Origin of the sequence: Lentilactobacillus kribbianus (genome assembly GCF_013184075.1) — a bacterium.
Taxonomy (GTDB): Bacteria; Bacillota; Bacilli; order Lactobacillales; family Lactobacillaceae; genus Lentilactobacillus; species Lentilactobacillus kribbianus.
In genome coordinates this window covers 38,495-65,110 of record NZ_JABEQQ010000002.1, presented here as the reverse complement: position 1 = coordinate 65,110, position 26,616 = coordinate 38,495, and the positions used below count along the sequence as shown (strand labels likewise).

Annotated in this window: 24 protein-coding genes, 1 tRNA gene and 1 pseudogene; 1 reads left to right on the top strand and 25 read right to left on the bottom strand. The window is 38.5% G+C overall.

Going from position 1 to position 26,616, the window contains the following annotated elements; all coding sequences use genetic code 11:
- Positions 1-5 precede the first annotated feature (5 nt).
- The 5 genes and pseudogenes from HII32_RS04985 to HII32_RS07935 all read right to left on the bottom strand — a co-directional run.
- Positions 6-818, bottom strand: coding sequence for a PTS mannose/fructose/sorbose transporter subunit IIC (locus HII32_RS04985; protein WP_172188953.1), 813 nt, complete (start codon positions 816-818; stop codon positions 6-8).
- 81 nt (positions 819-899) lie between these two features.
- Positions 900-1,400 carry a PTS sugar transporter subunit IIB gene (locus tag HII32_RS04980; RefSeq protein WP_172188951.1) on the bottom strand — a complete coding sequence of 167 codons (501 nt, stop codon included), beginning with the start codon at positions 1,398-1,400 and terminating at the stop codon, positions 900-902.
- Positions 1,397-1,813 (bottom strand): PTS sugar transporter subunit IIA, encoded by a 417-nt coding sequence (locus HII32_RS04975; RefSeq protein ID WP_172188949.1) that lies wholly within the window; start codon positions 1,811-1,813, stop codon positions 1,397-1,399. The genes HII32_RS04980 and HII32_RS04975 overlap by 4 nt, the downstream gene beginning before the upstream one ends.
- A gap of 213 nt (positions 1,814-2,026) precedes the next feature.
- Positions 2,027-2,635 carry an HAD family hydrolase gene (locus tag HII32_RS04970; RefSeq protein WP_172188947.1) on the bottom strand — a complete coding sequence of 203 codons (609 nt, stop codon included), beginning with the start codon at positions 2,633-2,635 and terminating at the stop codon, positions 2,027-2,029.
- Positions 2,636-2,793: 158 nt separating this feature from the next.
- Positions 2,794-3,015: pseudogene (locus HII32_RS07935) on the bottom strand (aggregation-promoting factor C-terminal-like domain-containing protein); the annotation flags it as partial.
- Positions 3,016-3,739: 724 nt separating this feature from the next.
- Here HII32_RS07935 and HII32_RS04960 point away from each other — a divergent pair.
- On the top strand, positions 3,740-5,047 hold the full coding sequence (locus tag HII32_RS04960; protein ID WP_246224867.1) for a DNA/RNA non-specific endonuclease: 1,308 nt from the start codon (positions 3,740-3,742) through the stop codon (positions 5,045-5,047).
- Positions 5,048-5,237: 190 nt separating this feature from the next.
- Here the strand turns inward: HII32_RS04960 and HII32_RS04955 are convergent.
- The 20 genes from HII32_RS04955 to HII32_RS04860 form a co-directional block, all read right to left on the bottom strand.
- Positions 5,238-5,323 (bottom strand) — tRNA-Leu (locus HII32_RS04955).
- A 49-nt stretch (positions 5,324-5,372) separates the two neighbouring features.
- On the bottom strand, positions 5,373-6,251 hold the full coding sequence (gene thrB, locus HII32_RS04950; protein WP_172188945.1) for a homoserine kinase: 879 nt from the start codon (positions 6,249-6,251) through the stop codon (positions 5,373-5,375).
- A 37-nt stretch (positions 6,252-6,288) separates the two neighbouring features.
- A complete protein-coding gene (locus tag HII32_RS04945) occupies positions 6,289-6,747 on the bottom strand; it encodes a SprT family protein (protein ID WP_172188943.1) in 459 nt (152 codons plus the stop codon).
- A gap of 424 nt (positions 6,748-7,171) precedes the next feature.
- Positions 7,172-8,299: a GH25 family lysozyme gene (locus tag HII32_RS04940; protein WP_172188941.1), complete on the bottom strand. Its 1,128-nt coding sequence runs from the start codon at positions 8,297-8,299 to the stop codon at positions 7,172-7,174.
- Positions 8,289-8,522 (bottom strand): phage holin, encoded by a 234-nt coding sequence (locus tag HII32_RS04935; protein WP_246224865.1) that lies wholly within the window; start codon positions 8,520-8,522, stop codon positions 8,289-8,291. The genes HII32_RS04940 and HII32_RS04935 overlap by 11 nt, the downstream gene beginning before the upstream one ends.
- Positions 8,523-8,526: 4 nt before the next feature.
- On the bottom strand, positions 8,527-8,736 hold the full coding sequence (locus tag HII32_RS04930) for a hypothetical protein (RefSeq protein WP_172188937.1): 210 nt from the start codon (positions 8,734-8,736) through the stop codon (positions 8,527-8,529).
- Positions 8,733-9,122, bottom strand: coding sequence for a hypothetical protein (locus HII32_RS04925; RefSeq protein ID WP_172188935.1), 390 nt, complete (start codon positions 9,120-9,122; stop codon positions 8,733-8,735). Before HII32_RS04925 ends, HII32_RS04930 begins: the two co-directional genes overlap by 4 nt.
- A gap of 35 nt (positions 9,123-9,157) precedes the next feature.
- Entirely contained in the window at positions 9,158-9,391 is a 234-nt protein-coding gene (locus tag HII32_RS04920; protein ID WP_172188934.1) for a hypothetical protein, read from the bottom strand.
- Positions 9,381-10,691 (bottom strand): hypothetical protein, encoded by a 1,311-nt coding sequence (locus HII32_RS04915; protein ID WP_172188932.1) that lies wholly within the window; start codon positions 10,689-10,691, stop codon positions 9,381-9,383. Before HII32_RS04915 ends, HII32_RS04920 begins: the two co-directional genes overlap by 11 nt.
- 15 nt (positions 10,692-10,706) lie before the next feature.
- Complete coding sequence (locus HII32_RS04910) at positions 10,707-14,075, bottom strand: phage tail protein (protein ID WP_172188930.1); 3,369 nt, start codon at positions 14,073-14,075, stop codon at positions 10,707-10,709.
- A 12-nt stretch (positions 14,076-14,087) separates the two neighbouring features.
- Positions 14,088-16,265 (bottom strand): hypothetical protein, encoded by a 2,178-nt coding sequence (locus HII32_RS04905; protein WP_172188928.1) that lies wholly within the window; start codon positions 16,263-16,265, stop codon positions 14,088-14,090.
- A gap of 12 nt (positions 16,266-16,277) precedes the next feature.
- Entirely contained in the window at positions 16,278-21,815 is a 5,538-nt protein-coding gene (locus tag HII32_RS04900; RefSeq protein WP_172188926.1) for a tape measure protein, read from the bottom strand.
- Positions 21,816-21,819: 4 nt separating this feature from the next.
- Entirely contained in the window at positions 21,820-22,455 is a 636-nt protein-coding gene (locus HII32_RS04895; RefSeq protein WP_172188924.1) for a Gp15 family bacteriophage protein, read from the bottom strand.
- A gap of 2 nt (positions 22,456-22,457) precedes the next feature.
- Positions 22,458-22,952 (bottom strand): hypothetical protein, encoded by a 495-nt coding sequence (locus HII32_RS04890; RefSeq protein WP_172188923.1) that lies wholly within the window; start codon positions 22,950-22,952, stop codon positions 22,458-22,460.
- A gap of 87 nt (positions 22,953-23,039) precedes the next feature.
- Positions 23,040-23,822 (bottom strand): phage tail tube protein, encoded by a 783-nt coding sequence (locus HII32_RS04885; protein ID WP_172188921.1) that lies wholly within the window; start codon positions 23,820-23,822, stop codon positions 23,040-23,042.
- 14 nt (positions 23,823-23,836) lie between these two features.
- The gene (locus tag HII32_RS04880) at positions 23,837-24,244 is read right to left on the bottom strand and encodes a hypothetical protein (protein WP_172188919.1); all 408 of its coding nucleotides are present in this window, start codon (positions 24,242-24,244) and stop codon (positions 23,837-23,839) included.
- Positions 24,237-24,644 (bottom strand): minor capsid protein, encoded by a 408-nt coding sequence (locus tag HII32_RS04875; protein WP_172188917.1) that lies wholly within the window; start codon positions 24,642-24,644, stop codon positions 24,237-24,239. The genes HII32_RS04880 and HII32_RS04875 overlap by 8 nt, the downstream gene beginning before the upstream one ends.
- Entirely contained in the window at positions 24,645-25,022 is a 378-nt protein-coding gene (locus HII32_RS04870) for a putative minor capsid protein (protein WP_172188915.1), read from the bottom strand.
- A 1-nt stretch (position 25,023) separates the two neighbouring features.
- Complete coding sequence (locus HII32_RS04865) at positions 25,024-25,428, bottom strand: head-tail connector protein (protein WP_172188913.1); 405 nt, start codon at positions 25,426-25,428, stop codon at positions 25,024-25,026.
- 150 nt (positions 25,429-25,578) lie between these two features.
- Positions 25,579-26,607 (bottom strand): replication protein, encoded by a 1,029-nt coding sequence (locus HII32_RS04860; RefSeq protein ID WP_172188912.1) that lies wholly within the window; start codon positions 26,605-26,607, stop codon positions 25,579-25,581.
- Positions 26,608-26,616 lie beyond the last annotated feature (9 nt).

The following is a 26,616-nucleotide window of genomic DNA, read 5'->3' as shown; positions in this document are numbered from 1 at the left end:
CCTCCTTATAAGTCTTCTAGCTCACGATCTAGTTCATCTTCAAGAGAATCGCCAGAACCGCTGCCACCTTCAACAGCAGCATTTGAGTTATATTTTGGTGTTAATTGCATGTAGATTAAAGCAAAACATACCCCGATAATCCCCATTGCAATTAAGTTTAATTCGCTAACCGCAGCTAAGGCAAAGCCAATAAAGAACCATGGCCATAATTCATTAGTTGCCATCATATTAATAACCATGGCGTAACCAACGGCTACGATCATCCCACCACCAATGTTTAAACCATTGGTGATGACCTTAGGAATTGAATTCATTGCAGCTTGAACAGTAGTAGCACTAGCTAACATAAATAACCCTGTAGGTAAGGCAATTCGTAATCCTTGTAAACTTAAAGCAGTCAAATGAATTCGTTCCATTTTACCAATATTACCTTCAGCAGCAGCTCCATCGGCAGTGTGAACTAATCCCACCACGATAGTTCGTACTAAAATAGTCAATAATTGACCGGCAACTGCTAGTGGAATTGCGATGGCAATCCCATCATGAACAGAAAGATGAGATGGGCCACAAACTAGCCAAGCTGAAACTACTGAAGCCAAGGCTGCATCTGGAGCAATAGCGGCCCCAACGTTCATCCATCCTAAAGTAATTAATTGAAGAGAGCCTCCCAATGCGACCCCGGCAGCAATATTACCTGTTGCAATTCCAACTAAAGTACAAGCTACAATTGGTTGATGAAATTGCCATTGATCCAAAACACCTTCCATACCAGCTAAAAATGCAATTAATAAAACCAGTATGATTGTAATGACTGACATAAAATTTTCCCCTTTCTGGGATAATTTTTTAAAATAATTTCTAAACCACTTATCAGTTTCCTGATAAGTAATAAAATAAATCTAAAATCCTTTTTTGGTTAATAGATCAACCATGTTTTGCTTTTTATCAGCTGGAACTTTTTGAGCAAAAACGTCTAGTCCATCGTCAGCCAATTGGCGAATTTGACTAGCAATTTCATCATTCACAGCAATGGAATCATTAACCATAGTCATGCCCTCAGAAAAAGCAATACTACCAATATCAATTCCAGTCTTAGAAAAATCGACCCCACCATCTACTAAACGAACCATATCAGCTACGTTTTCAGTTAGTAGTAACGCTTTGAATACATCAAATCGAGGATCTTTATTAATTTGAATCATTTTATCAACCGTAATCACATTAGCTTTTACTCCGGGAGGTGCTGCTTGAGTAATTAAGGTCTTACGTAATTTGTCTTTTGCCACCGTATCCGAAATAACTAAAATTCGGTTGGGTGTAACAGCTTTAGTCCAGGCAGTAGCCACTTGTCCATGCAAAAGACGACTATCTACTCGAGCTAAACGAATATCCATTGTCATAGTAAATCATCTCCATCATCTTCAGCTAAATCCAAGTGTTTAACCCCTTCTTTAGCGGTTTCTTCTAAGTGCGGTACGATTTCTGCCAAGCTCATTGTTCTGGAAGCATAGGCTTCAATTAACATTGGCAAGTTAAGACCAGTCATTAATGCCATTGAATCCATATGTTCTGCAACAATTCGACTAGCAGCATTAAATGGTGAGCCACCCCAAAGATCCACTAAAAATAAGACCTGAGCGTCTTCACCAAAGTCTGCTAAAGCAGCATTATACTTGTTCAACAAATCGTCTGGTCCCTCATCAGGCATAAATGAAACCCCAGCAACATTTTCTTGTTTGCCGAAAATCATTTCAGCCGATTGCATAATCCCGTCTGCAAACTTACCATGACTAGCTACAATAATTGATAACATCACATTCACCCCTCTCTAAAAAGTATGTAATACATCAAAAAACAGATACGATAATTTCTTTATAATTCATCTATTAAGAAACTTCGTACTCTAGTATTTTATCATAAAAAAGCGCTTTCAACTATCATTTTCAAAAAAGTTTTCACATTTCAACTGATTAGTTAGTTGAAAAATGCAAAAACTCAAATAATTACTACTGTTATTGGTTAAAAATTACAAATTCACCATATCTATTGGTTTTTGGAGCACAAAATCAGCCTGTTTAAAACGAGTATCAACAGGAGTACGCCAACCAGCCAACGCGAAATAAACCCCGGCATTATGTGCTGCTTTTAAATCATAAACTGTATCTCCTACATATACGGTTTCTTTAGGTTCGGCCGCTAATTTTTCTAAACCTTTTAAAATCATATCTGGAGCTGGTTTTCCCTTCTTAACTTCATCAGAAGTGACCACCTCATGAAAATATCGATTTAAACCAATTGGAGTAAAATCACGTTCAAATTCATTTTTGAGCTTTGAAGTTGCAATCGCTAATTTTTTAGTTTCATTTAATTGCGCTAAAGCTTCAGGAATGCCTTCAAAAATAGTCATTTCTTGTTGATAATCAGGAATTTTACGATTCCATTGTTCCAATACTTGTTGGGGATTAATAACATTTAATTGTTCTAATGCATCTTTAGCAGTAATACCAAAGGTAGCTTCAGCCTCAGCATAAGTAATCTGATACCCATTGGCAATCAAAACCTCATACAATGGTTTTATATACATTTTTTCCGTATCAATTAATGTTCCGTCAATATCAAAAATGAAATTTTGCATTTAGCTTCTCCTAATCTCTAATAATTAAATTTACTGTAGCATGAAATACCTGAAAATCCCAATTTAACTTTCACTCTACCTGCTAAATTTATTCTTTTCATTTTCAAGATTAAGTAGATATAAAAAAAGAGGCAGCCAAAGGCTGTCCCTTTTTTATCTTAATACCAGTTATGTGCTAACCAGAAGCTCTTAGCATTTTGCCAAGAGCCATAACGACCCATTACATAATTTTGAGCTACCTTTTCTTGGTTAGCTTTAGAAAGATCACCATTTAAGTAAGTCAATTGTAGTTGATATTTACCATAACATGAACCATTTCTAGCCGTATATGAACCACCAGATTCACGTTGTGCAATCCAATTTCTAGCAGCCGCTTCTGCTTTAGATAACGTTGGTACAACGCTCTTTGATTGTAAATAATTACTCAAAATCCAACCAGAAGCTGATCTACTGCCATTATGAACATAATAGTAAACATATTTCTTAGAACCCTTTAAAACATTAGCTTTTTTAGTCACAGTCCAAGTAGTATGTGGATAATTTTTTAAATAATGAGTTGCTTTACTAAACTTAAAAGTTTTAGTACCAGTCATAACAAAGTTATAAGTAGCCCCCTTACTACTCTTTCTTACGTACTTGGCATTTTTAACACTTGTAATTTTAGTAATAGATTTTTTAGTAGCAGCGGCAGACGCACTGTTATTGTTGGACATCAACATCATTGAAAATGTAGCTACTGCAGCTAAACCTAATTTTGTTAGTTTATTCAATGTATTCATTCCTTTTTTATTTTTTATATTATGGATTCGCTTAATCACCTTAACAATTTTATTATAAGCTTCTTTGATTAAGGAGAATTTGCAGAAATAATACAATTTGGTGACAATTAATAATTATAGTTATATAAAAAGCCAGAAATAGATTCCTAATACTGATACTTTTATTGAGCCAGAATTCTATTGTTATTACTTATTTTTTATTAGATAATTATATGGTGATGTTAAATATTTTGAATTAACTATAAAGCCAAGACCAATGCCACTGATTGTCGTTAAAAGCCGGGGAAATATCGATTGAAAGAGAAATAGAGCAAAGGAGTTTACCATGAATAGATTTATTGCACTTATATTTGTTATTTTATTTGGTTGGTTAACATATAGATTCTGGCAAAAAAGAAACGACCGTAAAAGAAAGACTAAGAATGTATTGTTGTCTATCTTATTTGCTGTTTTAACTTTAGGTTCATTTGGCAATGTTATGTCTGGCGACACCACCCAAGAGGCACAACCCAAGCAAGACAACGTATCTCAGCATGCCAGTTCCACTAAAGAACATAAAAAAGTAGACAGTAAAAAAGCAACGGCACCGAAAAAAGTTACTCAGTCGCGATCAAAAACAAATACTGAGCCAACTAAAGCAATTATTGATACCGATCATAAAGTGGTTCTTGCTAAGTTAATAAAATATACTGATAGCCAATCAGCTGGGCCTACCAAAAATTATTATTGGGTGAACGGTAAGTCTAAATTAACTGGTTTTAAAAATTTAAAAGCTGGCGATTATCATTTTGCTTCAGACAGTCAGGGGCGAGCAGCAACAGCTAAGGCCGTACTTACCTACTCTGAATATCAAGCATCTAAAGGTTCACGCCAAGGCGCACCTTTAGATCCACCAGCCTGGCCTAGTGCTAATCCCAAAGTAGCTATTAGTTATATTTTAACTGGCCGTACTTATCACGGTTATCTTTACAACCGTAGCCATTCTATTGGTGATAGTTTATTAGGTGAAAAATCTTATACATCTGAAAATAACTTCACTACCGGTACCCGACCTCAAAACGTTGGTGCTGACCAAAATGGCGGTATGAGATATGCCGAAGAAACGGCGGAAAATTATTGGGATACCCATACTAATACTAGTAATACCATTAATTACGAAACTACTCCTGTTTATAAAGATGATGAAACCATTCCTCGTGGATCTATTATTAACCTGAAATCATCTGATGGTAGTCTCAACACTGAAATAGTTGTGATTAATTCTGTTGAAGGTATTGATATAAACTATAGCGACGGCAGTAATAATGCCAAACCCCTTGTAACAACTCAGAAAAAAGCACCTCAATCTCATGCTCATGATACTAATCAGACTGATACTTCAGTAAAATCTGATACTGATAGTTCAGATAACACTAGCAGTAATGATACCAGTAACACTGATTCTAACGAAGATGGTTACACCACTAGTGGTTCTTGGTCAGTGGCAGAACCGGGAATGGTCTTTGTATCTGATACCCAAAAATATTATTCTCGAGTTAAAAATCCCGGGAATTATGAATATATTAGTGAGGATGCTGCATTAAGTAATGGTGCCCAACAAGCGCCTCGTGGTAATGAGTATGCTCGACCTTAAATAACCTATTTTCCGTATCTGGTGATCTCAACATGGTTCGATTCCGTGTACGGGATTAAATTGAACGTTGACTCTTAAATATTTTTGATTTAGAAATAGTTTCAAATCATTACATCGATTTTAAGTAAACAAAAAAGTCCGGAATAACAGGTATTTACCCGCTATCTCGGACTATTATCGTACACTTTTATGCGGCCAAGAGGGTTCGAACCTCCACCCGGGTAAATCCGGACAAGATCCTTAATCTTGCGCGTCTGCCAATTCCGCCATGGCCGCATCAACAAGAAATATTATACCAAAGTAAATTCTTGTTGGCAAATCTTTTTTATTCGCCGCGGACTGTTGCTCCCTCTTGATCCACTGTCAAAATGCGGAGACTTCCGTTTAAGTTGAGTTTTTGCAATGCCATTCTTAATTCCACTAATTTGGTATGTTCACCAAACGTGGCAATAGTAGGACCTGCTCCACTCAAATAAGTACCATAAATACCTAATTCATGAGCTTTTTCTCTAATGACATCTAATTCGGGCACTAAATCTTTACGATAAGGTTCATGTAGTTGATCATCTTCTACTAGTGGCACTGCTTCATCCCACTTACCCTGACAAACCAGCCCCACAAAAACATTGGTTAAGCTACTAGCTCGTACCGCCGTTTGATAATCAATGGTTTCTGGTAATTTTTTACGACTATCAACTTCACTAATTCCATCTGGACGAATGTAGAATAACGCTTCTACCTTAGGCATCTGGGCATTAACTACTTTGGCCTGTTCACCGTCAAAAGTGGAAATAGTCATATTACCTAATAACGCTGCCGAGACGTTTTCGGCATGCCCCTCTAACTTGGCCCCCAAGTTGATTTCATCGGCCACACTTAAATTCAATTCGCCTAAAGCATTGGCAATTAAAATCCCTGCCACCACTGCAGTGGTACTCGAACCTAATCCATGGGCAATGGGAACATCGGAAATAACCGTTAATTGGTGTGGATGAATAGTAGGATCCACTTTTAAAATAGTTTGTACCATTAAATTATTTTCGTCGTTAGGAATACCACTACCCAAGGCATGATTAACCTGCCATTTTTCGGTGGCTTCTTCTACGATCACGGTGTAGTAAAGATGAAATGCTATTCCAATTGAGTCCATTCCTGAGCCAACGTTAGCCGACGTTGCTGGAACTCTAATAATAATTTTTGCCATGGCATATCCTCCCTGCTCTTTATCTCTTTATTATAAGCTACTTAGCCACAGTTATTAAGTTTAATTTACCATGACATTTGCCACAACAATACTTAGCCAAGTTGATTTTTCGTTGGCGCTGATATTGTTGGCCACACTGAGTACAAACGTAACTCCATTTTTTAGTACGTACTTGCCGTCTAGAAGTCACCGGCGCATAACGACTACCACCCACCGCTTTTAATAACTGCTTGAACGCCATATCACGATGATTGCTAGGCTGACCGGTTAAATGCAAATGATAATGACATAGTTCGTGCTTAATCACGGCTACTAAATTATCCCGTGAAAACTCAGTTAACATTAAAGGATTAATATCGATATTATGCGTTTTTAAATTATAACGACCACCAGTAGTTTTTAAGCGTCGATTAAAATAAGCTTGGTGTTTGAATGGCAACGCAAAATATCGGGTAGAAATTTGTTCTACCAATGCTTGTAATTGTTGATCAGTCACACTTATTCCTTTCCAATTATCAATTTATGCTTTTAAAGCTGTTATATCAATGGTCAAAATCAAATGTACCACATATGTACCACAAAACACTTTAAAAATCATATTTTTTAGAATTATTTGCTGTTTTAATTCATCGTTTTTTACTTTTACGGTTTAGCTTTATTAGTGGTGCCAGTTGAGAAAACTTGGTACTTTAGTGCCAAGATGAATCAACGTCTTGGGCGACCACCCTTTAGTAAATAACCGTAACCTCTACACCTCATTCAACGAATGAAGTGCAAGTCAGCGATGTTCCTAGAAGCTTGTTACTTTAGTGACGAGTAGTTCACATAGTAGAAAAACAAAATAGTCCAAACTTGCCTCATTAAAAACGACAATGTAAAAAAGCCCCCAACCAATTAAGGTTGAGGGCTTTCTATATTTTCTATTTAACCATTTTAACTAGGTTTTTATTGGCTGTGAAGTGAGTTGTATGTCCAGCGTGAACAAACACTGGCGCACCACTGCCGTTCGTGCGATAACCTGATACCTTTAAAACACTACCTTTTTTAACGTGGTTTAATCGCTTACCAGTCTTGGAGTAAGTGTTAATTCCACCATTGGTAATGACTTTTACCTTTTTAACTTTGGAGCTTGAGTAATAGGCAGTCAAATCTTGAGCAAGCGCCCAACCGATTGGCGTGTTACCGTTGTAAACCAGCGCTGCTTGATTAGACTTACTAAATCGAACAGATTTAACTTGCTTGATTTTTAGATTTACCTTAGTCAAGCTATCGTCAATTCGAGTTCTTGGACTGTATAGGATAGAACGTTTAGAAATTCTAACCTTTTCCCCCACTTTTCTACCACCATTAGGATATTTACTGATAGAATTTTCAGCTGCTGCTCCACTACCGATAAACCAACTTAGCGGCTTGTCGTTGAGCAAACTTGCGTCAATACTTTGCCCAATGCTAGTGAAGTAGTGATTTGAAGAGTATTGCCATAGTACATGCTGACGTGCGGGGCGATAACTTTGATAAGCCGCAATCCAGTAACCATCATAGCTTGAAACAGCGGTTGAAGCGTAGGTTTGCATGAATCCTACATATGAATAAAAAAGGATTGGGCGGCTAGTCAACTTATTCATTTGGGTGTACCAAGCCTTGGTAGTTGCATTAGTTCCACCACTAGTAACAGTTTGCTCTTCATAATCATTGACGTAAAACTTGGCTTGTGGCGCTCGTTTATACAAGTCTTTGGCTTCTTGTTTAGCGTCATTCGGATTCAAATATTGACTAAACGAGTAAACCCCGTAAGGTACTTTATATTTTTTTAGTAAAGCAACGTTGTGATCAAAAGTGCGATCATAGTAATTACTACCATATTGAACCCGCAAGATTACAAACGGCGATTCTGACTTAAGTTTTTTAACTTGCCCTGCTGTCAAATTACCTTGCCATTCTGAAAGATCTGGCACTGATTGTGCCGCAAAAACGTTGGTATTTAAGGTAAATAAAAACGCCATAGCCAACGCCATGACGCCAACCACATATTTAATTTTATTTTTCATCTTTTTTCTTCATCTCCTGTTTTGGTAAATCCACTTTAGTTACATCACTTAAAACTCCAAGTGCGCCTAGGAAAGTAAGCACCGAATTTATTGTTCCAACAATTCCTTGCCAGTCAACGGGTACAGTAACCCCAAAAATAGATATTAGCTGCTGAATTAATACAATCCCCAAAGCTATAAGACTAGCCCATAATTTTCCATCTCGCCAATTAATTTTAGTCAATTCTCTATTCCTTTCGATCTTGGTCATTTTTTTCATTCAGTTGTTTCATAAGTTCGTCACGTTCGATCTTCATTTCAATATAAAGGTTTTGCCAGTTATCGAGTTCGTCTTGGTATTTTTGATGTTGCGATTTCTTGTTAGATAGTCGGTAGGCTAGGTAGGTCGTACATAGGGTGGGAATCAAAGCTATCAGTTGACTAACGATGTGATTCACTGAGTGTTGCTCCGATAACAGAGAATTAAAATGAACACCGTTAGCGCCATGTTTGAAATCCAAGGCATATCTATGCCTAAAACAAACCAATGGACTAACTGGTACATCGTTAACAATGAAGCTCCAAAAGTGGCCACAATTAATAAAAAGTGGTCTAGCCTTATGGACTGATATTTTGAAAGCACCCAATAAACCATGCCAACACCTACCAAAATGTATCCTACTCCAACATAGTTATTATTTACGAACGTAACTGCGGCCGGTGGCCATAAAAAATAGTGGTCATTGACCACTAAGAAAATACCAATGCCAATTAGCCAAAAACCAATAATTGAGTGAAACGGATTGCTTTTTAGTTGGCGCCAAATCAACATAAATAAATTCATGTCATTAGCCCCCTTTTATCTAGTGAGTGGTTCATTTAGTCACCTACTGTATTCTGATCAATGATTTTTCTTTGAAGCGTCAAAACAACCCCTTTAGTCATATCATCAACGGTACCTTTACCAATAGCGGTTAAATACTCCTCGTTTGTTAGATAAATTGTGCCGTTTTCACTATTTCCAGTAAGTGGATAATTAAACGCGTAAGAAACGTTCACACCTTTTTGATCACTATCAGGCATAACACTTCTAATATAGAAATTATTTTTCATTTTCCTTAACCTCCAATTTGGCTAATCGCAAATTCAGTTCTTCAATTTGTTTGGCTTGGTATTGATTTTGAGCGATTAAATAACCAACCAAGCTCCCTACGTCAATCGGACCTTCTCCATCATCTCGAACTAATTCGTTAGGCAATCCATACTTTTTTTGTCCGTGGTCGTTAATGTCATCAATGACCACACCGGTTTGCTTATTAATTTGATCAGCAGTGTTGATATAACGCCACTGCTGAATATCAGCTCCTAAAAGCACTTCGTTAGCGTGTTCAGGATCTAGCTTAGTAATGTCTTGCTTAGTACTTAATTTAGACGTGGAAATTAATGATTTCGCGTGAACACTAACTTGGTCGCTGCCAGTAGCACCACGAAAATAATAATCTTTGTTATTCATTTGGAAAAAAGCATTAGCTCCAGTACCGCCAATTTGCATACTAGTGCCACCAGAACCATTTACGTACGCATTTCCAAAATACAAATCAACGTTAGGATTTCCGGATCCAATCCCCTCTTCAAAATAAATAGCCCCGCCATCGTGTGAGTTAATGACGTGACCACTCATTTCTAGATTTCCACCAACAATTCTTGTATCGCTACCAATATCACCAGTTGAATACAGCGAACCATTAACTTGTGTAAATGGTAAAACCGCCTTGCCATTACTTATATAAATTTGATTACTGGCGGTGCTGGTATTAGGACGACCCGGTCCTTGAATAAAAGTAATTCTTCCACGACTAATCCAAACTGAATCATTTTGAATGCTTGCATTTTCCCCCATCGAATATTTCTCGTGAAAACCGTTAGGATCAATCCAGTATTCTTCATTCCACAAACGTCCGTTAGTCGGATTAGTTCCAGTAGCTTGAATGTACAAACTACCACCAGCAGTTGTTGGAGTGGCGTCAGGAGATTGCTCAACTGGCGGAGCAATCAGTTTCATAGTAGCGCCGTTAATATCGACAGCATTTAAAGTTCCAGCATTGATTTGACCTAAGTCAGCCGACAATGCGCTTAACGTTTTAACTGATAGTGCTTCTTGATCCCACTTATATAAGACCCATGCGCCATCAGTTAATTGATACATTCTGATAACTGTTCCATTGTCATCTACCACATACCACTGATCACCATCACTATAAGGCGTTAAATCATCAAGCGGTGGTTCGCTGGTGCTTTTATAAAGGCTACTCTTGTGCTTGACGGCTTCATTAGCATTATCAGCGCTATCTTGAGCTAATTCACCAGTCGCCTTGCTATCAGTAAAATTGGTATCTGTTGTTCCTGCTATCACGTTATCACCCCCTTTCTAGTAATCGAAGTGGCGATCTTCACCAGCGCCATAACGGATTAAATCCAGTTTTCTAGCTGCTGGATCTACCACAATAACGTCCCAGCAATCTTCTAATTCATTACCAATTTGACGCCCCTTAATGTTGCCACGATTGTAAATGGAGCAACACGTTTCGATGTTCCAAATACCATCTTTTTTAAGTGCCTTATCTTGATGGGTATGACCAGAAAAAACACCAATAATACGGTTAGAATTCTTGCCAGTAAAATCAACTGAAATTGAAGATTTGAAAAGGTGATTGGATTCAGCTTTTTCAGTCCATTGATTAGTTTTAGAATCGTAGGTAGAAAATCCGAAACCATCACCTTTATACTTTCCACCCGTTTGAAAGGCTTTTAGTATGCCCCAAATTTCGTTACCACCGTGTTGATCGTCCGCAAAAGATTCAAGGTTAGACGGATCACGGAAAACACCGCGAATTGAAGAATGACTAAAAAGCATAACTTGGCTGGTATCCGGAATGGATTTCAAGATAGCAGCTAACCAAGTAATTTGTTTTTGCATAAACGAAGAACGCCCATGAGTGATATAAAGCATAGTGCCATCGTCATGTGCGCCCTCTGGACCATCAAAAGAGTTCAAGAAAATAGCCACAATGTTTTTACCAGCGAAAGTATAAGATCCATAAGGATTTTGTGTTTCACCAGTATTCATTGAGGCGTGATTTACGAATTGTGATAGTCGAACGGGATAGGCTTCATGATGATTGATCTTTCCGGCATTTTGTTGGTTCATTATGTCACGTGCATAGCCCGAATTATCATCATGGTTACCATCAAGAATGAAATAAGGTGTTTGAGATAAATTCATCGCGCTTACAGCCGCCTTAACGTCTGCGATGGTATCTTCTTTGGGTTCTGTCCCATCATCAATATCACCGCCATGAACAATATAATCAAGTTTAGATAAAGCAGCGTAGTAACTAATAACTTTAATATGGCGCAACGCGTTAATAGTTCCGTCATTCTGTTGTAAATCTATATGCGTATCAGTAATAAAACCAACTGAAATAGTATCTTCATTTCTGACTTGTGCAACTCGATTTTCTAAATTATCTAGCAACTGAAGTTCCATTTCCGTAGGGGTTAATGACTCTAACGGATTATCAGGCTCAATAGTAACGTCTTGTCGCTCTATCATATCCATTTTATAAATTCCGTTGGTGCTATCCATTAAGAGATGTAAATTGTTTTTGAAATAAGAAATGGCAATCGCATCATTAATGCCAGTATTACCAGTTGTCATCGTGTAGGTAAAAATGGGACTTTGATTAATGATATTAATCCCCATCAACTTGCGTTCATCACCAATAATAAAAATATTGGGATACTTGCTAGTAATGGAATCTATGCTGCCTGAATAACCTAATTTTTTAACATCATAAATTTTATAGGTTGGAATAATACCATTGAAAATATCGCTACCATTTACAGCATAAATTGTTTTGCCGTCAGTAACGATAAACATGTCGGCACCCTCGTCATAGGTGAATAGGTAGTTGTCAGGCAAAGTGGTGATAACGCTAAGGGTATTAGCGTCAATCGTTGCTCCCGACTTAAAACCAGCAATGACAATCTGATTGTTGGCATTTAGTAGTAGCAAATTATTTTGACGGTAAGCGATTGACTTACCACCCAAATTATTAACCGTCATGACGTTTCCAGTTGATTGTTGGATAACTCGATTATCTGCTAACTTATACAATTCTTTGTTAATGGCTACTAGGTTTTCAGCTTTTACCGTGTCACCTGACTGGTTAGCACTGGATTGCGTTACTGATTGATGAGAATAAATTGATGGAGTAGTACTAATTTCATCAGTATCAATCGAAACCCGAAGCGTACCTTTAAAGTCATCATTCAAAGTTTGCATATACCCCACTTTTGATGTGTCAAAGCGATTAGAAAAGGCTTCATCTACTTTTCCGTTTTCGTCAATGTGTTGCCAAATAAAACCGTCTTTTTCGATGTAATTAGTTACATACTCCGAATTAATTAGCACCTGTGCGATTGCTCTTTTCTGTTGATCAGCCAACGCAAAATCTGTGCCATCTGGTGTTAAAACATTAACCTTTAACGCCCGACTATCTTTCTTAACAGCGTCAATCAAGGCTTCGATGTTTGATTGGTCTTTCATGTTTTTGATTAAGTTGGGAGTAGTTGGATTTAGCGTTCTAAATTCACCCAAAGTAATGACATTACTAGCAGGGTTATCATCATGAGTTTCACGGTCAACCACTTCTGCTAAGACTATCATTGCTGGCGTAATATCAAAATTAACGATCAACACTGTTTCACCACGATTAGGCATGTCTTCGGGAGCCATGTACTCCGTAGTGATTTCATAAGTGTAAGCCGGGTGATTATATTTATTCTTTTCGGTTTTAGCCCAATCTAGTAAGGCTTGGGGTTGTGCAATATCTTCACTGATCAGTTCGCCAACTGGATAGTTAGGACTACCACCGTTGTAGCGATCGTTAGCTTCTTCATCCACGATATAAGATTTACCGCCATTAACTGATGTGATTTGCGCGTCATTTAATCCAGATACATAAAACTTAGTATAAAATTGCGTCCAATCTTCGGTACGCGTAAAGCCAGCCAAACCATTATAGTATGACAATGTTCTACCGTTGTTTTCTGATACAAGTTCAGTAACATCGGAGTTTTCTAGTACCGTCCCCGTTTCAACGTCTACCACATTAGCAAAACCAGCATCAACTAGTGGATATAGATGATTGACCACATCAACGTTTTTAACCATGTTACCGAATTGGTCGAAGTCTATCCACGCGTCAACTTCGGCATTAAAAGCCGTCACTGCTGCCACAAAAGCATTCAACGCACCAGATTCATTAGCCCCCGCAACTTCATAACTGCTGGCACCATTATTCATAGTATCAACTTCATGCAAGTTCCAACCTGATCCAGCCATAATATATTCAAACACTTGTCTAGAAGTAGGTGTCATAAAAGTGTGTTCTTCAATCCTGCCTGCTAAATCAAACGAAAAAGCATTGACAGCGTTAATTGTTTCGGTTGGAGTTGGTCCAGCTCCAGATGTTGTTGACTTGCTTTGAATTCTGTAAAGGTACTCGCGATTATTACTATCAGACCAAATCAAATAAACGGCACTTGCTAAAACATCGTCAGTATCTTCATTAATTTTGACGTCAAAGCTAAAATTATCTTGCCACAAACGCCCGTTATCACTATCCGCAATTTGTACCTGTCTTGTGTGATTGAAATAAGGCGAACCTTTGCCAATCAGTGAGTAGGTATAAAGATAATTCATATTCACGTCATATAAATCAATTTGTTTCAAATTTTAGCCTCCTTAAATCCTAACTGGTCTGTGATCAATCAGCCAAGACGCATCCTTAATGCTTGGATAAAAACTATAAGTCTTGTCCGCTGCGTTATCTATCCCTAATCCTTGCAAGTTACTGCCGGGGGCTTTTAAAAGATGTCCATCAATAGAATTAAATGGCTTCCCGTTCTTATACACAATTCCGCTTGATGTATCAAACTTAATTTCATCACCCATTTTAACGATTGGCGTTGGGTTAATAACTTCGTTTTTACCGCCATTGATAATTTCAAAAACCTTAATATCTTCAAGTAACATACGGTCTTCTTTATATTCTACCTTTGGATTTACAAGGTCTTCTGTGATAGGCCATTTCCCAAAGAATACTGCTAAGCCACTTAATTTGTGGCCATCATAGTCACCTTTTTTGTCCGTCCAATTAGTAGTAATTGGAGTTTTCCAAGGCTTATCACCAAGTTTGGTAATTTCAGCTTTGTACTTGTGGCCAATCTTAGTAATGCTAATTTCGCCATAAAAGTTGGTAAATGTACCCGTTGCGGTGCTACTAGCTAATGATTTAGTGACGTAATCTACTTTGGTTTTGGTCTTACCTTTGGATTTATACTTAATAGTTTTCTTTTTATTATTGCGGTAATACTTAATTTTTTTATACCTGGTTTTCCCTTTGCGGACGGTTTTACCCGTAGAATAGTAAATATCATGGTGTTTAGCGTGATTACCCACTCGAGCCTGAGCATAAACTTTTTTGGATTTATCGCGATCTTTCAACATAGTTTTGACCATGGGGTTTTGGTTTTCATCAAGACCATAAACTTCAATTTTTCCCATAGCTCTAGGATCTCGGTTCTGAATTTCAAACCGAACAACTAATTGAAAGTCTTCATAAGATCCTGGTAGAGAAATGTGCATGGCACCCGGACCATTCCAATAACCCTTAGTTAAAGTATTACCAAATGAATAGTGACCGTCCTTTAACTTTGGTCTGACGGAATTAGATGTCGATTCTAGTTGTGCGCCAGTGTTAATCATGCCGTTTTCAATTTCAAACGGCGCTGGATAAGATGAACTAAAGGCGCGCCAGTTTGCCATAGTGTTGCAACGATCCCATAACCGCCTTGGCTTATTGTCAACAATTTCATGTGGTGCTTCTTCATCTATTTCAGTACCCATGTAAAAATAATCATCATCATCAGCTGCCGTAATAGCGATCTTAGTAAGTTCTGACGGGCAAATTAGTGTAAAAACGGGATAACTAGTTTCATTGCTTAGATCGTCATGCAAAGTAACGCTAGTATCGTCATTTACCGTAACTAACGTTTCGTCCACCTTGCCCGTGTGCGTATTAACTGCTTTTTCATTTGCTAATTGATCAGATTCGTAAATTCGTAAATTACTGATGGTTAATTGCCCGCTTGATGTGATTTGTGTGATCTGCAATTTGACCGCGGTTGTATCAGGTTGAATGCCTAAATTAACAGCACCTTCAAAATGACCATCAGCAGCGTTTAGAACGCCAGTTACATCATTAGAAGACATTTCCCCATCAAGGCTTTCTAAAATTGCTACAACCTTAAATGTGCCTGCATTTTGAGCAGTATAATCAAACGACAAAAAGTTAGGCTTGATTGTCGTTACGCTATTAAACAAGTCGTAAAGTTTAAAGTTGTCCGCCGTGCTACTAACTGATTCACCCGCTCCGATAGCTAAATTAAAGCCGTTAATTGCATACTGTTTTTGTTCACCATACATGTGTGGATCAGAACAGCTAAAAGGAATCACAAACGCAAAATCATAAACACCAACTGGTGTAATTTCAAAAGATGAACTTACATGGGCATAAAACATCCACCGCGGGATAATGTCTATTCGTAATTCATCTTCGTTATCATCAATGGGCTTTAACCAATCGGCAATCATGTGAATGCGTTCTTCTTTTTCTTGATTAGACTTAATACCAACAGTACGAAAGCCAATGTTGATTGCTTTGGATTGCATATTTACACCCTCGTAAACATCACCAATAATGGCTGGCACGTCTTGAATTTGTTCAGTCATTGTTCCAAATGGCTGGTCAGCAACGGTCTGGAGCTTCAGACCGAAGTTTCGGGAGTGAATGCCCCGAAACACAACCCCTAATTCGTTTGGAGAAATTAAAGGACTTAGCATAGTTAATTGTTCTGTCATTATTAGACCCCCTTATACTTTGCCAACTTGACCTGTCCAATACATAGACCGCGCAAGTTTTTCATTACTTCGATTATCCATAATCTTTCCGACTTTTTTGCCATCAAGGAATACATCGCCTTTGACCGCAACATTGCTAGTACCATTTGATAATTTATCAAGCAATTGACCCAGTTTAGATTCTGCTTCAGTATCAACAGAACTTCTTGCAGCTGCGTTAGGAACTGATGAAATGGTTGGTAATCCTTGTTTAACTTTGCCTGCTACCATTGCCATTTTTCCTGAAAAACTGTTAGGAGCTTCTTTGGCACGGGCTTGAATAGCTTCGGCAATATGACCGTCAGCAGTTGCCCGCTTAGGGTTAATTGCAAGTTCAGGTTCGCCCGGAACTTCTCCAAAGATATTAAGTAATCCGGGAACAGCCCAACCACCATTAGCAAATCGGCGATGACCAATAGGACCAGAATGTAGCCAATCAATCTTGTTGGTTCCCCAAATATTAGTGTGTCCAATTGAATTTTTCCAATCGCTATTATTAAAGAAAGCCAGCAACTGATCATATGGATCCATGATGTTTTTGTGACCTTTAACAGCGAAAGTATTAAAGGTACCCGGAGTAAATTGCAAGATCCCACGCGCTTCATTACCACCAGAGTTCACATCATGAATCTGTTGAACAATGTTTCGCCCACCTGATTCTGATTGAATAGTAGCTTGTAACATTTTAATAAATGCGTCAGTTGGATTAACGTGCATGGCGTGAGCTGCTTTTAAGATCATATCCTTGTTGTAGTTACCGCCACCAGACCCAAAGTCATCTTTAGGAGCGAATTTATCCGCTAACTTTTGAATGAACTTGAAGAATCTACCACCAACTTGACCTTTAATCTTCTTTTGAAGACCCTTATCAGACTTACCTTTATTCTTTTTAGAAACTCCGGAAGATCCACCACTCATCTTCATAAGGTCTTCCCAACCTCTGGTAGTCAATCCGTTGTTATTAAATGGTGGATTCTTTGAAACACCAATGTGGACATGCGGACCAGTTCCAAGACCAGAATTACCTAATCTCGCAATCTTTTGACCAGTTTTGACGGTGTCGCCCTTAGAAACAAAGGCGTCACTTGCATGACCGAACTCTTGGTAAATAACATATTGACCGTCATCGCCTTTAGTAACGATGTTATAGCCAACAGGACCCCAACCGCTAGGCGCGCCACCAACACGAGTGACTTTGCCACCGTGAACAGCGTGAATTGGAGTGCCTTGTGCAGCTGAAAAGTCATTACCATCATGCGTACCGTTAGCACGACCAGAACCAAAAGTATCCGTATGAGACCAACCAGACCCCGGACTATGTGACCAGTTTCCGCCAGCGGCTGATCCATCTAAGTCTGCCATTGACCAAAGATTTCCCCACCAGTTTTTGGCTTCTTTGCCTACCATTTTTGCGCTACCGGTTGCAATATTTTGAATAACACCGGGAATCTTTTTACCGCCAAACTTAAACGAACTAGCAAATGCTTTCATCGGATCATCAATGATCTTTTTAGCGGTGTTATAAAGATTCTTTAATCCGTTTAAACCAGATTTAACCCAACCACCAACGGTTGAAGCTGCTCCACCAACTGCCTTGCCAATGCTACTGGTGACATCACTTAAAAAGCCACGAGATTGTTTATCTTTCTTGTTATCACCTAGCAAGCTGTCTAATAGATCACCAAAAGCGCCAGTACCAGTTGCAAAATGTTCTATTCCAAGCATAGGAGCCATAATAGCCGATTCACTTGCGCTAGCAACTTCATCGCCCGGCATAAGCAACGTCTGCGCGTTCTTGTGGTTAAACATTTCAACAGCGCCAGAACTACGGAAAATTAATTCACGATTATCAGATTCCATACCATCATTAACAATGGCTGGTGTTGGCTTAGTAATTGCACGTCTAGGAGAGTTACCAAAGGCACCAGTACCAGTTGCAAAGTGAACAGTTGGAATAGTACCGATGGCATTACTTTTACCACCAAATGCTTTGATTACTTTGTCAATACCTTTAATGCCATCATTCAAGAACCCAATAACACCGTTGATTCCATCTTGAGCAGTCTTTTTAATGCCTTTCCAAATGTCACTAAAGAAACCAGCAACACCTTTCCACGTACTCTTCCAAGTTTTAGCGATAGAATTACCGATTGACTTCATCGAATCACGTAATTTACCAAAAATCTTTTTACCAGATTTATAGATTGAATTAGCAACATCTTCGATTGTGTCTTTAATCTTTTTCCAAATTTTTCTAATCCACTTAAGCAGCGGGTTGAAAATATCATGAATAGCGTTAGAAAGACGGTTAAACCATTTCTTAGTATTTTTCCAAATGGATTTAGCAAGATCAACAATGGTGCTTTCAATCTTTTTCCAAATCTTCTTAACCCACTTGGCTAATGAATTAAAGACATCATGAACGCCGTCAGCAACACGTTTAAACGCCTTTTTGACTGGCTTCCATAAACTCTTGGCAACATCAGTTACCGCATTACCAATTTTTTTCCACGTCTTTTTAACCCATTTCAAAAGACTATTAAAAACGTCACGAACAGCGGAAGCGATACGTTTAACTGTCTTAGTTACAGTTTTAACCGCGCTTTGAATTGGACTAATGATGTATTTAGAAATAGCTTTCCAAGTGGATTTGGTAAATGACTTAAGCCCTTTGAACGCTGACTTAATGACTTTAGTAATTGCATTAGTAACGGCAATAACTGGCTTTTTAATTTTGCCCCAAACGGCTACTACGGTAGCAGCAATCAAAACGATAGGAGCTAACAAAATAATTTTTAGCCCTTTAACAAAAGTGTTAATGCCAATTTCAATGCCTTTCCAAACCAAACTAAATGCTTTTCCAACGGGAACAAGAATTTTACCGATACTCTTACCCCAACCGCTAATGACTTTAGTTACCGACTTCCATCCTTTGCCAATGGCTTTGGGCGCACTCTTCAAGGCATTACTAAACCATTTAGAAACACTCTTACCTAACTTAGTGTCAGATAAAAACCATGTAGCTAATCCCGCAAAGGGGTTAATAAGTGTGGTGATAATCACTTTTTTGTTTTGACTAAACCACTTAGCAAGTCCTTTAAAGAATTTAAACGCTGCGTCAGCACCAGCACGAGCATAATAGCCCGCACTTTGTAGAATACCTTTAGGTGGTTTAGCGTCACGACCTTTTTTGTTCCAACCGTCAGTAAATGACTTAATAGCTTTACCGCCCCAACCGCCAATAACTTTTCCGAATGTGGCACCTAGCATGGCACCCATTGGACCACCAAAGAATAATCCAATGCCGCCACCGATAGCCGTTCCAATACCTTTACCAGCATTCTTGAATTTCCCTTCCGGGTTTTTAGCTTTAAACGCCTTATAAATATCAAGTCCAGCGTCAGCCGCTACACCAACACCAGCGGCGGCATTAACTGTTTTAGCCATGGTAGACGCACCACCAGCTTTGATTGCCTTCCCACTTGCGCCTTGATTGCCTTTCCATAAGGTTTTAGCACCGCCGCCAATACTTTGCACCGTTGAAGCAAGACTACTTAATCCACTCTTAACTTTAGTGTTGCCAATGGCTTTTAATAATCCCGGTAAATTTCTTAAACTTTTATAGCTTCCTACCATTCCTCTTAATAAAGAGTCAACAACATTTAACCCGTTCTTAGCAACTTTGTAAGCCATCATAGCAATAATAGCATCACTGATAACCTTAACAGCAGTCTTATTTTTAGCAATATGACCGATTATGTCACTTACTGTATCGAGAGCTTTATGTTTGCCGTCTCCAGCAATTCCAAAGAGATTCCCAAGTGTTTTAACAATGCTACTTAATATCTTAACCGCCGATTTAATAACCGTACCGCCGATAACACCAATAAGTTCACCCGTTGCTTTATTTAAGGGTCGAAGTGCAACATACCATTGATTAAAAGCAGCGGCAATCTTAGAAACTGATTTGCCCATTTCTTTACCATCAAAACTTTTCTTGACGCTTCCAAAACCATTAGCAATGCCTTTTAATAATCCAGCAAACGTTCTAAAAATGCCGGCACCAATAACCCCAGCTAACCCGCCTACGGCTACACCAACTGGTTTAACCTGTTTTGCTAACTTGGAGAAACCATTGGATATACCATCTAAAGTTTTGCCTAATGACTTACTACTTAATGGTGTAAAAAGATTTGCTTTAAATGATTTTCCAAACGTTTCTAATGTTTTGCCAATTATGCTAAAAGCAGAACCAAAAATTTTACCAAAATCATTAATAACTGGTTTACTAGATTTAACACCATTAGTTAACGACTTAAATAATTTTCCGGCCATTCCAGTAACGGAATTAATTGATCCGGTTAATTTGTTTTTTCCGAAAGCATCAATCATGCTACGAATTCCACCAGTTATTTCAGCTTGAAGGCTACCAAATGCCCCCTCAAATGTCTTGGTTGATTTAGCTGCTTTTACAGCACCTTGGTTCATACCTAATTGGGTAATAGCTTTATTGAACTCGTCAGAACTGATCTGACCTGCTTCCATTGCGTCACGAAAATTACCTGTATAAGCACCATTTTTTTTCATTGCTTTTTGCAGTACCCCAGATGCACCGGGAATGGCGTCGGCCATCTGATTCCAATTTTCAGTGGTTAGTTTACCAGCACCAGCAGTTTGAGTTAGCACCATGGCAACTGATTTGAAAGTGTCAGCAGTTCCACCGAAAACAGCGTTCATATTTCCAGCCGCTTCTGTAAGCTTCATGTAACCTTTAACACCGTTAGCAGCTAATTGTGCTGTCGTATTAGATACATCACCAAAATCATACACAGTTTCATCAGCATATTTTTGCACTTCTTTGCTAGCAGCCTGTATCTCTTTTTTACCAAATCCGCCTGCATTCATGGTAGCTTTAAATTTATCCATCGCATCAGAAGCATCTAACGTTTCAGAAATAAGATCACCAAAAGATCCCCCAACTGCTTGTATACCTTGAAGAACTGCTCCACCTAAGAAAGTGCCGGTAAAAACATCTTTCATTTTTAAACCGCTGTTCTTTGCTTCTTCGGTATTATCTTTTAACTTGGCAAGATATTCGTTGGCATTCCCCTCGCCATTAACTTCAACATCATGTTTACCGGTTAATTCAAAAAGATAATTTTTCATCTTTTTAAAGGCGCCAACCGAATCACCTTTGACGTCAATTTTAGAAACGTGGTCACCAGCGACTTCTTTAATTGCTTTTTCGCTTTCTTTGGTGGCTATTTTAAGTTCTCGATCGTCTAAGGTAACTTTAGCTTTGACGGGTTTGCCTAGGCTAGAATCGATGTTTTTAGCCGTTTTAGTTGCTTGCTCTTCTACTCTTTGGGCATTTGATTTCATGGATTTTTCCATTTCATCGCCAGCGCCTTTGCCTAGATCTTTAAAACGATCATTAATCTTATTGATTACGGAACTAACGTTATCTTCAACGTCTAGCGAAATTAAAACTGTACCATCTGCCTTATTCATTTACTCACCTCCCAAAATTTTCAACAGCTACATTACGATCGTAACGACTGTTTTTTAGTCCATAAAACTTCTTTTGTCGATTAAGAGAAACCATAAAATCAGCGTCCTTAATTTCTTCTTTAGACGGTTCACGTTGCCGAATTGACATAATTTGTTTGAACATGGATTGTTCCGGCATTGCCATAAGTAGCGATTGAAACTTATCCCAATGAAGTCTTTCACTTGGTGGCTTCATCAACTCTTTATAAAGGTCAATACCCGCATACATTTGAAATGCCGCATAAATAACGCCTGCGTCTTGTTCTAGATCGTAATACTTGCCGTTGTTATCACGGTGCATAACTTCGCCAGTAATATCTACATCGCTTTGGCTACTGCCATATGGCGTGTAATTGATGTAGTCCAGCAAATAATCCAGCAATTCAATAATTTCATCAGGCGAAAGTAAATCATGTGGCAATTTAGGGATCAAACTAAAAAATGCCCGAACGATAATTTCTTCGTTCAAGGTATCGGGATCAATCAAGTTATAAAAGCGAATAACATTATCGAAACTCAAATCAATAAAATACTTTTTGCCGTGGATAACTATGCTATCTAGCGGCGTTTCAATTAAAGAGTGTTGACTGGCAATGTCCATAACTATTCATCTTCTTGGGCTTTTTCATATGCGCTCTTAGTTAATTCAGATAATGAATCGTTGGCACTATCTGTAATGTTGTCTACCATATCGGCGATTTGATTAAAGAAACTAGCCAGTAAGGTATAATCATCAAAAAACGCTGCAATCTTTTCGCCAGCTTCACATGGTTGATCGTTTTCATCAAGCAACGCCTTGTCGAAGAAATCAATATAAACAGCTGGAGCTTCCTTTTCAATTTCTTTGGTAGCTTTAATCATTTCATCGCTATGATCATTAGCAAACTTAACGTATTTTGCCATAGTAGTAATGTTTTCAGCCTTATCAATTAAACTTACCTGCTTAGTGTGGCTACTAAGAATCTTAGCCTGTGCGCCACGTGCAATTTGAACAAGTTCAGTCAATTCAGAGTTATTAACTAAGTTGTAAGTTACTCCGTTAAATTGGATTTGGGTTTTTGGTGCTTTTTTAAAATTATCAAGATTAATTACAGTCATATTTTTCATTTCCTTTCGTATAACAGAAAAAAGGGTGAACAGCATTTTAACAGCTATTCACCCTTTCTTTTTATTTAACGTATTAAGTTAAGCTCCAGCTTTAGCAGTAATTTCGATTGGAATCATAGATACTTTAGATTCATCAGATTTAGCAAAGACTTGAACCACAGTCTTACCAGCAGCCACACCAGTCAAAAGACCATCAGCGCCAATAGTTGCGATAGTTTCATCTTGCACAGACCAATCAACGGCGTTGTTGGTTGCATATTCAGGCGCGATAGTTGCAACTAATTGAACAGTAGCACCAACTTCTGCTTTTGGTTCTTCTGGACTGACAGTTAATGAATCAATTTGGCATTCAACACTACCATCAGTATGAATAACGTAAGGTTGTCCATCGATGGTAAGAGTAAATGAAACTGGTGAGTTAGCATTAACAGCACCAGAATAACCCAATGGAGTTGTAATGGTTGCTGCACCAATTCGAACAGTGCCGTCAGGGTCAATAATAACTACCACAGTCTTTAATTCGTTACCTAATTTAGAAAACTTATCAAAGATGTAGTCTTGGGCAGGGTCACCAATGTAACGATTACCAGTAAATGCGTAAGTAATCGCTTTGGCTGAAACTTCGGAGCTTTGGAACCCAGCACTTAGCATATCGGATTCAGTATCAACAGTTTCAGCAGCGGCTGGAGTTAAGTCAGTAATGCCTTTCCCCAAACGCTTCATATTTGTTCCTTCTGGGAACTGTTCAGACATAATGTCTTGCAATTTTGAACCATAGAATTTAGTAACGTCAACATTACCATCTACGTCAATATAGGCACGAGCTTGGTAACCTCGTGAGTGTCGTTGTGTTAAAGCCATATTTTGTCACTCTCCTAATCTTTATTTTGAAATTCAACAAGTAAACTAATGTCAATGCTGAAATAACGATAGTTTTCGTCCCATGAAGTTAATTCAGGGTCGGTAATATCAGGATCTTCAACAATTTCAAAAGAACCATTACTTGATTGAACTTCGTTGATATTGTCAGAAATAAAAACCGCAACCTTTCTAAGCTGCGGGATCAAATTATCCTTGGATTTAACTGTTAGTTCATACGTTAGTTGTTTTCTTACGTTTCCTAACATGTCTTCGGATATTAAACGTTCATTTGGTAATTTTTCTAAGCCAACAAAATTTTGAGTAGCTGGGTAAATGTAACCAAACTTGCCATCAGGTAAATCAGGGCATTGCCTAATCACATTTCCCAAACTTTCAAGAATATCATTTGGCGTTCTAGCCATACTTACTCAACCCTTTCCTCATCGTATCAGTCCAACCAGAAATAAATAGTGGCTTGGCTTTTTCGTCCCAATGATCTCCAGTACCCGGAGTAGTCCAACCGATTTTAGGCTTTGATCCCGGTGAATATGGATGAATTGGATGTTTACCACCATGTCCGTCAATAATTTCTCCTTCATACATTCGTCGAGCATATTCAGTATTGTAAACAATGCCAGAATTATCACCTAAGATAGTGGCTGACCCACGCAAGTTAATACGATCATTGCGCCGTGAGTACGGAACAAACTTATTCATATCAGCTTTCATTTTTTCTAATACGCCATACTTTGCCTTATCAATACCACGTTTAGAGAAACGGGAATTAATGCCGTCCATTTTTACGGTAGTTTTGACTTTCATCTAAGCCACCTCAATTTCGTAAGCAAACACTTTGTTACTAAACGGCTGTCTAACAATGTTCACATTGACCACGGTTCGGGGTTCTCCGTTGACCTCAATTAACCAGTGGTCATTAGTTGCCAATGATGTTAAATCGATGTTAAGCGGCTCGCCATTGAACAGTGAGTAGTCAGCGTAAACAAGGTATAACGATGAGTAACGCACGTTTTCAGATTTTCCAGTAGTGAAACCAGCCGTTGGATCAAGACGCACCTTAGTAACGTCATAGGCAGTCTTTTCACTAGCATTACCCCAATCATCGTTTTCGCCTGTATGAATCAGCGTAAAAGAATCAACTAGCATTTTCTGCATTAGCAAAGGTAGCTTAATATCTTGCATATTAAAGCCCCCTATACAATAATCCAGTGCCAATTAACACTGATCGCGCTTCGGGTGCTAACATTTCTTGGAGCGGTGAGCTATTGCTGTAAGTTACCGTAGTATCTTTCTGATAGCTAATAGTTGTTCGCCCCATAGAAATCGATTGTGGTTGCTGGCTAGATTCCAAACTAGAATCAGTACCAAGCTCGTTAAAATACGATATTTGTAGCGCTAACGCCTGTTTAAAACGTCCAGACCTAATTGTATCTGGATCGTCATTTAAAGCGTGTAGCTGATAAAAATTGCGGGTTAATTCATCAAGTACCAGCGAAGACTTACCAATAAACTTCTTGAAAGTCGTTTCGTCTACCGTTTCATCGTGAATTGGTAGTGATTGATATTCTTCAAAGGTCAAATATCCCATTATCCCGCCCCCTTTAGTCTAATCGTGATAGTAACTGCGCTTTAGTATCACTGGAATTCCAGTCAACATTGTTTTGGGTTAAATACTCTTGAATTTTGCTCTTGTTCCAAGTTATATCGGGAGTTTCGCCCACGTAAGCAGCAGGCGCTACTATTTTCCCGCTGTTTCACTTGGAGTTGTTGGCTTTGATGGAATAAATTGATCAGCTAATTTAGCCTTGTACCCGACGACCTTGATGTTACGTGGGTCAGTAATTGAAGCCCATGTTTTACCATTACTCAATTCTTCAACGGTTACTGTTTGACCAGCTGGCACAAAGTCTTTAGCAACACTTGTACCATTTACGTGCATTGATACTACTCGGCGGTTAATAACGTTAGTCATACCACCTTTAGAACGTGCTTCACGTTCAGTTTCAGAAGCATTAGTTGGTAATGCAACTGCGTATTGAACAGCACCAGTCATGGCAATATATGAAGTAGTAGTTCCGTCTTCATTTACTGGAATTTCGTCATCAACCACAATTTGCATTCCGTTATAAACGTTGATTGGAGTTACTGCGTTACTTGGTTGAATAGTGTCAATCATGTTGAGTAACTTCATGTTTGCGTAAGTTGCGGAGTTGACAAGGATCTTGTTGAATGAAGTGTCTTGCAAGTCACCCATGAGTGAGATTGCGCCTAAGAAACCGGCTGCGCCAAAGGTATTGCTTGGAGCCTTAACGGTTTCGTCATACATCTTAGTTGTTGCAATATCAGTATTTGACAATACACCTTGCAAAAGAATAAGAAGCTGATGTTCGTCAACAGTATTCCAGTAGTTGGAGAAACGCTGACCAATAGTGTTTAATGCACCAGCACCCGATACCATGTCAGAAATATCAGTTGCACCAAATGCTTGTGCTTGGCGGAACTTGAACATGCGTTGTGTGCCAGTAGTAAGTCCATTAACATCAATATCTTTGGTGTCGTCCCAAGTTTGGGGATCGCCAGTAAGATCATTGATATATGGAGCAGTAACGTAATCGCCTGGTTGTAATAGTTGAATGTTTAATTCGTCTGATGAACTAGGGGTAATGATTCCACTTTGAATAAGACGGTTTGTCTTTGTTGATTCATTTAAAACATAGTTAGAAAAAATCTCTGGGACGAATGTGTCCGCTAGCGTAAATTGTGCCATGTGATAGCC